The organism is Caproicibacter fermentans (genome assembly GCF_009746625.1).
GTDB classification, from domain to species: Bacteria; Bacillota; Clostridia; order Oscillospirales; family Acutalibacteraceae; genus Caproicibacter; species Caproicibacter fermentans.
Map to the genome: position 1 here is coordinate 45,137 of NZ_VWXL01000024.1, position 9,228 is coordinate 54,364.

Annotated in this window: 14 protein-coding genes; 9 read left to right on the plus strand and 5 right to left on the minus strand. The window is 43.6% G+C overall.

Going from position 1 to position 9,228, the window contains the following annotated elements:
- Positions 1-6: 6 nt before the first annotated feature.
- From CAFE_RS04850 to CAFE_RS04870, 5 genes are all read right to left on the minus strand, one after another.
- Entirely contained in the window at positions 7-852 is an 846-nt protein-coding gene (locus CAFE_RS04850) for a hypothetical protein (protein WP_156989971.1), read from the minus strand.
- A gap of 84 nt (positions 853-936) precedes the next feature.
- The gene (locus CAFE_RS04855; RefSeq protein WP_156989972.1) at positions 937-1,359 is read right to left on the minus strand and encodes a hypothetical protein; all 423 of its coding nucleotides are present in this window, start codon (positions 1,357-1,359) and stop codon (positions 937-939) included.
- A gap of 195 nt (positions 1,360-1,554) precedes the next feature.
- Positions 1,555-2,076, minus strand: a complete 522-nt coding sequence (locus tag CAFE_RS04860; protein WP_156989973.1) for a hypothetical protein — start codon at positions 2,074-2,076, stop codon at positions 1,555-1,557.
- A 22-nt stretch (positions 2,077-2,098) separates the two neighbouring features.
- Complete coding sequence (locus CAFE_RS04865; protein WP_156989974.1) at positions 2,099-2,974, minus strand: DUF4367 domain-containing protein; 876 nt, start codon at positions 2,972-2,974, stop codon at positions 2,099-2,101.
- 125 nt (positions 2,975-3,099) lie between these two features.
- Complete coding sequence (locus tag CAFE_RS04870) at positions 3,100-3,672, minus strand: RNA polymerase sigma factor (RefSeq protein WP_156989975.1); 573 nt, start codon at positions 3,670-3,672, stop codon at positions 3,100-3,102.
- 286 nt (positions 3,673-3,958) lie between these two features.
- Here CAFE_RS04870 and CAFE_RS19965 point away from each other — a divergent pair, with 286 nt between their 5' ends.
- From CAFE_RS19965 to CAFE_RS04910, 9 genes are all read left to right on the plus strand, one after another.
- A complete protein-coding gene (locus CAFE_RS19965; RefSeq protein ID WP_233452709.1) occupies positions 3,959-4,237 on the plus strand; it encodes a tyrosine-type recombinase/integrase in 279 nt (92 codons plus the stop codon).
- On the plus strand, positions 4,234-4,962 hold the full coding sequence (locus tag CAFE_RS19970) for a tyrosine-type recombinase/integrase (protein WP_330593857.1): 729 nt from the start codon (positions 4,234-4,236) through the stop codon (positions 4,960-4,962). The genes CAFE_RS19965 and CAFE_RS19970 overlap by 4 nt, the downstream gene beginning before the upstream one ends.
- Positions 4,959-5,195 carry a site-specific integrase gene (locus tag CAFE_RS19975; protein ID WP_233452710.1) on the plus strand — a complete coding sequence of 79 codons (237 nt, stop codon included), beginning with the start codon at positions 4,959-4,961 and terminating at the stop codon, positions 5,193-5,195. The genes CAFE_RS19970 and CAFE_RS19975 overlap by 4 nt, the downstream gene beginning before the upstream one ends.
- 3 nt (positions 5,196-5,198) lie before the next feature.
- A complete protein-coding gene (locus CAFE_RS04885) occupies positions 5,199-5,912 on the plus strand; it encodes a tyrosine-type recombinase/integrase (protein ID WP_156989977.1) in 714 nt (237 codons plus the stop codon).
- Positions 5,833-6,123: a tyrosine-type recombinase/integrase gene (locus CAFE_RS20620; RefSeq protein WP_156989978.1), complete on the plus strand. Its 291-nt coding sequence runs from the start codon at positions 5,833-5,835 to the stop codon at positions 6,121-6,123. Before CAFE_RS04885 ends, CAFE_RS20620 begins: the two co-directional genes overlap by 80 nt.
- A 570-nt stretch (positions 6,124-6,693) precedes the next feature.
- Complete coding sequence (locus CAFE_RS04895; protein WP_156989979.1) at positions 6,694-7,113, plus strand: RNA polymerase sigma factor; 420 nt, start codon at positions 6,694-6,696, stop codon at positions 7,111-7,113.
- A gap of 190 nt (positions 7,114-7,303) precedes the next feature.
- The gene (locus tag CAFE_RS19980; RefSeq protein WP_156989980.1) at positions 7,304-8,071 is read left to right on the plus strand and encodes a M23 family metallopeptidase; all 768 of its coding nucleotides are present in this window, start codon (positions 7,304-7,306) and stop codon (positions 8,069-8,071) included.
- A complete protein-coding gene (locus tag CAFE_RS20625; RefSeq protein ID WP_413814421.1) occupies positions 7,986-8,180 on the plus strand; it encodes a M23 family metallopeptidase in 195 nt (64 codons plus the stop codon). Before CAFE_RS19980 ends, CAFE_RS20625 begins: the two co-directional genes overlap by 86 nt.
- 96 nt (positions 8,181-8,276) lie before the next feature.
- Positions 8,277-9,074, plus strand: a complete 798-nt coding sequence (locus CAFE_RS04910; protein WP_156989981.1) for a Fic family protein — start codon at positions 8,277-8,279, stop codon at positions 9,072-9,074.
- Positions 9,075-9,228 lie beyond the last annotated feature (154 nt).

Below are 9,228 nucleotides of genomic sequence, written 5' to 3' on the forward strand. Positions count from 1 at the left end.
ATCACTTTAAAGTTCATCCTTTGCCAAATGAATTTTGCTCCAAACCGCAAGAAAATTAATCAAAATCAGGCCGCCTCCAAAGATGAGTATATATTCTAATTTTATACCTTCTGTATTTGTTGGCGGAACGACTAATAAATTGGGACTCATTGCACTAAGAGCAAAGATATTCAAAAACAGCGTTAAAACAAGATAAATAATGCCCGGAAGAGTTATTACTAAAAACCGATTGACTTTTAAATGCAATGACATAGAATAAGATAATAAACCAATTAATCCTCCAAAGATTCCACCAATAATATTATATATGAGATAATAAAGATATGGATAATTATAGCAAAGTATTCGAAAGAAATTTACATTTCTAAACAGCAAATCCGGTTCCAATGGATAATAGGGAGTGATTTTGATTGATTGAAGGGGAACTGCTATCATCATTGCAAGCTCGCTTAATAGTTCCGGGATTAGAACAATCAAAAAACCACCGACAAACGTTACAATCGCTTGAGATTTATAATAATGGTCTCGTCCACTTCGTTCAATAATCAACATATTGATTCCAGCCTGTTTATCATCGAAGGCACAGAATGAATATGCCATAGATGCTAAAAAAGGAAAGAAAAATATAAAATACACCTGAGTCCAGTCAGAGAGAGTAACATCAGTAATATGATTAACTGCACCAAAATAGCACCACGCTGGGGCCAAAGTTGCAATGTCTCTCCCCTGAAGCAAAATAGCATCAATGCAAGCAGGAACTAAGAAAATCAGAAGTGAAATGAGAAAAGAAAAGAAAAACTCTCTACTTTTTAACATCGACTTAAGATTCAAAGCTAATAATTTACGAAACACTTCCTCCACTCGCTTTCATAATTATCAATATTAAAAGGTATCCGACTGGGTATTATTTACCCAGTCAGATAGAACGGTTAACTCTTAATGGAAGTCAACTGTACCTCTTGCAGAAACGTTATAAGCACTAATATTCTGATTCCTGCCAACGAGCATTAATGTGATGCCATTAGTGGCCGATGGATCATTTAAAATGAGATCCTGTGCCTGGGAAGCGTAAATGGCCTTCGACTGGCTCACATCATGCCAACCGCCGTTATAATACGCGCGGGCAAAAAACTCCCCTTCGCTGGCATATGAATCATAATTGTCTATGGATACTGCTACAGTATTATTTGCTGCATAGGTTGTCGATTTTGTACCGCTTTTAACATCGGTCCAACTTTTGAAAGCTGGGAAAGTTGTAGACCAACTTACGGCAGCAGCGAAAGCAGGAACAGCGCAAGTTACCATCAAAGCTACCACGCAGCAGAGCGCAACCAGCTTCTTCGATTTAGATTTCAGCATTTTAAACCTCCTTGGTCGTGGTTGACAAGCGAACGGACGGGAAAATCACTTGGGGAATTTCTCACCCCCTTACCGGCCCACAGGTCTCACCGCTTTCAAAGTAAATTTATTTCAATGCGCGCTATTGAAAACTAAAAAACTAATAAATCGCTCTGACAAGAACACTGTGAAAGTGAAATCAAAAATTGGAATCAGTTATCCGACATGAAGATAGCTTGTCTCGTTATAATGGGTTTCGATGGAAGGAATAAACAGCCAGTCGAGTTCCCCATAATGTGTTGCCACAAACCGGTAATCATATCCCGGCGTGACTGTCGTACTGTATTCATAGCTGTAGCTGGAACTGTCGTTTTTGTATGTACTCCAGACTTTTACATTGGTCCACTGGCCGTTCTGCCATCTTTGCAGGCTAATGTCTTGAAACCCAATTTTATTTAGAACCTGGGTCCCGTTCGTAGTCCCATCGAGAATCAGTGTATTCCCGCTCCCCCGATAAAGATCAAGGCCAATGGTGGCTATTAAGCCGGTGGCGTTTGGGGACATTCCCCCTCCGTTTACCGTGTTGTATTGCCCCACGGCATGATTTGGATCGGCAGAGCGAACGCCGGAAGTGGGCGTCCCTTCACTACCTTTGCTTGCGGCATAGGCCGGACTCACCGAAAGAACAGAAAAAGCAAGCAGCAGGGACAGAAATAATGCGGACATTTTTTTCAACATCTTGATTTCCTCCTTCAGAATTTTAATAATCAAACGACTTCAATACTTTTTCGGTTTCATCATAAGGAAGGCTCGAGTTGACGTTATAAACGTAATTCCCATCATTAAATACCGAGACATAGGTGTCTGATTTTTTCATCAGATAAACATCTATTCCATGTATGTCTAATTTATCGTAATCCGAAGTTTCCGGAGCTTTCACGATTGATATATTATTCCTGTCGTAATAGTAATCGACGTTTATTGTGATCAAATCGGAGTTGTTTCCCAAATCAATAGAAAGATTCTTTTTGATTTTGAAGTTTTGCTGCCCAAAGTTCAAAATTTTAAAATCCTGCGGCAATGATTTTGGCAACAGAGGGGACAGGTCAAACTCCTTGCATTTTTTTACTAACTCCTGATATAATGCATCATTTTCACTTACCGTTTCTTGTCCAGAAGCTGTCCTGCCGTTACTCTGTGTGAAATCAAAGCTGATATAATTTCTTCCGAACTTCACAACGCTGTCGAGCAGGCTGTTTCCGGTCGCGTGGGCAACAATCGCATTGGCGGAAAACAAAAAGACGAGGGTAAGACACGCCGCCAAGACCGGTTTCATAAATCTATTTTGCATAACTCTCTTTAGCTTTGGCTGAGCTGCTTTTGCCCTTTCTTCAGCCATTTTTCGGGCCTTTTTTAATCCTGCCTCCGCATCGACATGATCATCATACTCTCCGCCTTCCAGCAAAAAGAGCGTCCTGATGTTTTCATCAATCAGATCACAGTCCATTTCATCATCCGGCTTGTGCAGTTCCGCGTATATTTGGGCGCGCAGTTCATTTATCTTTTCTTTGCCGTCTAGTTTTTCTTCCGACAAGATTTTTTTAATGATCCTTATATCCTCATTGTCGCACCTCATAAAAACCCTCCTACTTTGTAGTCACGAAAAATGGGAAAGGATGCGCATAAAATTTTATAAAAAATAGAAATTTGTATCAATAACTAAATTTTAAATTGAAAACTGTGCACTAACACCATCAAAATTCACTGCTGCAACTTTTGGACACATTTAAGGATGTGTTGTTTTAACCGGTACAGTTTTGCTTTCATTGCCGTAGAGGAAACTTGATAGAGTTCCATCAATTCTTTTATGGACATATTCTCTTTATAATACTGATGATATAAAGTCTGTTCCTTATGGCTTAATCCGGACAGAATTCGATTCACTTCTTTGCCAATGTCAACGCTTTCCTCCAAAAAGCGATCAAAGTCCTGTTCATACGCAAATCTGATGTCCTCCATATCCTCAGCATCATCTTCCAGATTAGGTAAGGGAAAAATCTCTTGCTTTTCCTGTTGGAATTTCTGGTTGAACCTATGCAAATAATTGTCAGCCGTTCGAAACAGCCATGCTCTGGGATCACGAATTTCCATCTGGGAGGCTTTTTCGAAATAAACCGCAAAGACCTCTTGCGTACATTCTTCGGCGGATGCTGCATCGATCAGATTCTTACGACAGTAATTTGCAATCTGATTATATAATTTTTTCAAATCTTCACTTTCGTTGTTTTTTCTGCTGGCTTTCGGGAATCGGAACATGCTTTCCCCCGCTTTCATATCATTTGGTCACTATCAAGCAATGTCCATTTCGGCATCCGTATTTATCCAAAACAGAACATAATTTACATGATATAGTGGATTTCGACGAAAGTCAAACCTCTAAAGACATAAAGATAAGTCTGACGGCAGCCTGCATAATTTGCTCTGCTATATCCGTCAATTTCACATTTTCCTTCAGGAAAACGGCGAAGCTGCACCTGACTGTATAGAGCTTCTGTCGTACCCGATTCCACGTAAAGCTCGCATCAAAGGATATATTACCGATGACGCGCTTGTGCGGATTATGGCGCAAATCAATACAAAAACGGTTATGGGAAAGCGTGACGCTGCCATCATAAGTCTGGGTGCTACGACAGGGCTGAGAGCGGTGGACAGTTTGCGGCGGCATCTGGCTAAAAATCTGATTGTCTCCGGTGTCCCGGTAACGACGATTGCTCAGATTCTTGGGCATCAAAGCATGGAATCCGTAAAACAATACTTGTCGTTGGACGGCCAGAATCTAAAGGAGCGCGCGCTGGATTTCAGCGCCATCCCCTTGGCTCGCGAGGGGGTGGTCATGTGAGCAATACTTTTTCTGGTTGCTTTGCCGACAGGCTTGAGGATATGCTTGAGTTCAAAGCGGCTCTTGGATATTCACACAATACATATTTGGGACAGGCTATGAGCTTTGACAAATATTGTTCGCAGCATTTCCCATCCGATACTATTCTTACAAAGGATTTGGCAATGCAATGGGTAAATGCCCGCAATGCCTCCGGCTTCCACGGGAGAGCCTGTTTCATACGAGGTTTTGCCGGATACCTTACATCCATCGGAGAAGAAGCATATGTGCTTCCAAACAAATATGCCGGAGGAAAGGCGTCGTTTTTGCCATATATATTTACAGACAAGGAGCTTGCCGAAGTATTCTATGAAATTGACTGCACGAAAATCCGGGACTCGTTCCAGTCATATCTTCTGTCCGTGATCTTTCGCTTAATCTATACTTGCGGGCTGCGCCCCAATGAAGGACGCGAGCTGCGCAGAAGCTCCATCAATCTGCAAACCGGAGAAATACTGATTACGGAAACGAAGAAAAACAAAGACCGCATCGTGGTCATGTCCGACGATATGCGCCGGCTGGCAACCGACTATGCGAAACTCCGGAACGCCGCGTTTCCAGACAGCGAATATTTTTTCCCGAACAAAACCGGACGACCGTATTCTGCGTCATGGCTTCAAGGCAAGTTCAAAGATTTTTTTGCTGCCGCTAACAACGACGTTGACCGGATACGCTGCTGCCCGTGAGAGTTTATGATCTTCGTCATCGTTTCGCTTCCGCCGCGCTGCACCGCTGGCTGGATGAGGGTAAGGATCTCTACTCTCGTCTACCGTATCTCCGTACCTATATGGGACACAAGGAGCTCGCCGCCACAGCCTACTATATTCATCTGCTGCCTGAAAACCTTGTAAAATTCGCAGGAATTGACTGGGACGCACTGGGCAGGATGATACCGGAGGTGGAATTGTGGGACGAGTAAAGGATGAAACGCTGTTCAGGCTGGTTGGCGTACAGAACAGCGATGGAACAGCTTTTCGATTATATTACAAAGAAAAACGGTATCCCGATAGCGTCGCTTACATTTGAAATGCTGGATGCCGAAGCGGTGTCTTCGTTCCTTGATTGGCTGACAGCAGAAAAGAAATGCTGTGCCAATACAAGAAACCATAGATTGGCATGTATCCGAGCCTTCTTTGCCTATGCTTCTGCCTGTGCGCCGGAGAATGTCACTTATTCGGCGGCGCTCACAAAGATTCCAATTCAAAAGCAGGACAAGTATGCGGGCGTGGACTATATGGATGAGGTTGCGGTTGAGGCTTTGCTGAAACAGCTGGACACACAAACACGAAAGGGCCTTCGCGACCAGTTCTTTATGATTTTAATGTACGATACCGCCGCCAGAATTCAGGAGATGCTTGATCTGCGCATCTGCGATATCCGACCCGGCGCTACTCCCACGGCGACATTGCTCGGTAAGGGTTCCAAGGTTCGCACTGTGCCTTTGATGCCGGAAACTATGCAGCATTTTAATAATTATATTTGTATTTCACCCGGGAGAAAGTATCTATTCTCAAGAAACGCTTTTCTTTGTGGAGCGCAGAGGGCAAAGGCTGCCGATGTCCGACGATACGGTCAGGTACTTTCTCAGGCAATATGCTGTAGAAGCAAAAAGCGACTGTCCATCCATACCGGATAATGTCCATCCGCATTTGTTCAGGCACAGCAGGGCAATGCATTTATACCGGCGCGGAATGGATTTGACGCTTATCTCCCAGTGGCTTGGCCACGCCAATCTTGAGACCTCTTTGATTTACGCGCACGCCGATACGGAGCAGAAACGACAGGCATTGAAAAATCCATGGGAGGAAAGGTTACCGGCGGCGTTGAAGTTCCGAAGTATACGGTGAATGACGAAGAAATTCTGAAGCGCCTTTACGGTCTGCGCTAAAAAAAGTTATCCCGCAATTTTGCAAGCATCTTTCCAAACGGACAGGCAGAAAACACAGTCTGATGGGAAAAAGTTATCCCGAAAGATTTGTCCGAAAATGCTCACCGGTGTGCGCTTTTCAGCCACTTTCGGGATAATTATATTTGCGGGATAACTACAATGAGTTTGACCCCTGAAACAGCGTGGGAAATCCATGCTGCCCAGCGGCTCATTGAAAAGATCATGAATCATGAATATGCAAGTCGCAGAAAAGGACAGATGGACTAATAAAAAATACAATGGTCAGTCGCGCCGAAAACAATTCTCAAATCTTCTTTGCTCCAGAGGTAATTTATTCTGTAATATAAGACGCAAACCTTCATAGATGATAAGGTTGCATTCAAGGGAGAACAGTATTAGCATAAAAGGCGGTCTCGACTCAAATAAAAAAAGCTATTTCTTACCTTATTAAAAATTTTTTTTGAAAAATCCTGACTTTTTAGCGAGTTGAACTGTTTAATATAAGTGAAGGGTAAAAGGAAGTGAGGCAGTGGAAGACGAGGCATTGATTCAGCGCATAAAATCTGGTGATACAACTGCGCTGGAACAACTGATTCAAAAGTATTATGAGTATGTCTACTCCTACTGCTATCGGAAGATTGGCAATCAGGACGACGCTCAGGATATCACGCAGGAGGTGTTTTTGCATTTCTGCCGCAATTTTGACAACTATGTTCAAAGAAGCAAAGTAAAAACGTATCTTTACACGATTGCACACAATCTGTGCATCAACGCAATGCAAGTGAAAAAACCTATTTCTTTAGAAGATGTAGAAATGGAAAACTATACATACAAGAACACGATGGGAAATCAAATTGAAACGACCGATCCTGTTAAGTTAGCCCTGAATGAATTGCCAGACGAACAAAAAGAGGTTATTCTGCTGCGCTTTTATCATGATTTTAAGTAGGTAAACTTATAAATGGCTTGAATACTCATATGAAACAAAATGGTTTTCGAATACACTCTACTGCTATTGTAACAGCCGTTTTTAAGGATTTTATAAGGAAACGGGTGCTTACTCAAAAATTCACCCTGGCCAGCAGCTCGGTTAGCGCCACACCAACCGTTGCACGATAGAATAGGATAAAAAACAGGGAGTGGGATACCGTAAACAAAACACAGTTTTTCAGGCTGCCCTTTACGCCAAAATGCTTCCACGGCTTTTTGGTAAACTGTACGGGGTGCTTTACATCCCAGCTGTTGAAACGGGTATACCTGCCAAGGTGTGCGGGCCCCTTTCACGGATTTCTTCACATGATCCTTGGCGTCCTTATTATCATGTGCGCCCTTTCCTTATCTCAAGCCCGGCAGCGCGGGATTTTGTCTCTTGCTTTGTCCGGTATGAGAAACGAACCCATACGGGTTCCAAAAAAGATGGTGTAAAGAAGAAGGAAATCCGCACGGTGGCAGTTCCAATCACAGATTTCAATCTGGTTTGCGCGAAGCTTGAAAAACTGCTCGGAAGATCCGTTTCTGATCAGGAGAAGTTCAATTCAGAGAAAATTTATCAGAAGATGTTGGGCACCACAGCGATAGATACTTCCGATGCTTCTGTTTCTCAGTCTCCTTCCATGAAGGGAATGATTTCTCCGATCGGAAGCAGCTGGCGGTCGATTGTCACCTCTGAATTCGGCGGCCGTATCGATCCCATTAACGGATCATACAGTTACCACAAAGGACTTGACCTCGGGGTGCCAACCGGTACCCCTGTGCGTGCGGCAAAGGATGGAACCGTGCTGAAAACCGCGTATAAACGCCGGAGGTTATGGCTATTATGTGATGATCGACCACGGCGGTGGAATTGTTACATTATACGGCCACTGTTCCAGAATACTCACTTCGGCGGGACGTCCCGTCAAAGCTGATGACATCATCGCGTTATCCGGAAGCACCGGACGCAGTACGGGAAGGCATCTGCATTTTGAGGTACGGGTCAGTGGCAAGGCGGTCAATCCGAGAGGATTTCTTCCATAAAATCACTCCGCGGTGTTCCGGCAGAGAAAAAACAAAGTTTGATTGAAAGAAAAATGTGGTATAATATAAAAAACCACACGGAAAGGAGCGGTGCTTTTGGAACAGTATGATCAGACAGTCCGCCTTTGGAAATCCTTCTCCATTACCTCCGCGGCTGAGTTGGATCAGCATCTGGACAGCTTCCGGATTTTGTTTGCGTTTCACTCCGGGAAGATCGAAAATGAAGAAATCACCTATCATGACACGCGGGAAATCTTTGAAAACGGAAAAGTGTCCAACTATACCGGAAGCCCCCGCACGCTGTTTGAACAGCAGAATCAGAAGCTCTGTTATGAGTTTCTAAAAGATAAAATTGTGAAAAAAGAACCGCTGAGCTTAGAATTAATTCTAGAAATCCACCGGATTCTCACGGGCGGAACCTACGACGAGCACCGCTATGTAAAGAATGGCGAGTGTCCCGGCAGCTTTAAAAAGCACGATTACGTTACCGGCGTCCATGAAGTCGGTTCAGCGGCTGAGAATGTTGAGAGCGATGTGCGGGAACTGCTTGAGGAAGTTGAGGCGTATGATGGGCAGGATATCCTCAAAGCGGCCGCCTACCTTCACGCAAAATTTGAATTTATCCATCCTTTCGCGGACGGAAACGGGCGCGTGGGCAGGACTCTCCTGAATTATTATCTGATGACTCATGATCACCCGCCGATGATTGTTTACAATGAAGACAAAAGCCTGTACTATGAATGCCTGCAGAAATACGACGAGGACGAAGAACTGAAACCGCTGTTTGAATTTCTGAAATACGAAACCGATAAGACTTGGGAAAAAGCCTTAAAGCTCAGTAATGGACTGAAAACTGAGCGCAAAGGCCTTGCTGATTTCACACAGAATCTATAAACCAAATAAGCAGTATGCCAAAGGGGGTGTTGAAAAGTGATCTAAATACGAAGCTTTTGTTGAAAACTTTGCGAGACAAATCGTCGAAATAGGAATAGCAATGCTAAGCTCCGCCGTAAAGCGAAGCTGAAAAATCAATCATTTTCTGTTTTTC

Coding starts and splice junctions, on each gene's coding strand:
- CAFE_RS04855 (WP_156989972.1), bottom strand. CDS start 1,359: ATGCTGAAATCTAAATCGAAGAAGCTGGTTGCGCTCTGCTGCGTGGTA.
- CAFE_RS04860 (WP_156989973.1), bottom strand. CDS start 2,076: ATGTTGAAAAAAATGTCCGCATTATTTCTGTCCCTGCTGCTTGCTTTT.
- CAFE_RS04865 (WP_156989974.1), bottom strand. CDS start 2,974: ATGAGGTGCGACAATGAGGATATAAGGATCATTAAAAAAATCTTGTCG.
- CAFE_RS04870 (WP_156989975.1), bottom strand. CDS start 3,672: ATGAAAGCGGGGGAAAGCATGTTCCGATTCCCGAAAGCCAGCAGAAAA.
- CAFE_RS19965 (WP_233452709.1), top strand. CDS start 3,959: ATGGCGCAAATCAATACAAAAACGGTTATGGGAAAGCGTGACGCTGCC.
- CAFE_RS04885 (WP_156989977.1), top strand. CDS start 5,199: ATGAAACGCTGTTCAGGCTGGTTGGCGTACAGAACAGCGATGGAACAG.
- CAFE_RS20620 (WP_156989978.1), top strand. CDS start 5,833: ATGTCCGACGATACGGTCAGGTACTTTCTCAGGCAATATGCTGTAGAA.
- CAFE_RS20625 (WP_413814421.1), top strand. CDS start 7,986: ATGATCGACCACGGCGGTGGAATTGTTACATTATACGGCCACTGTTCC.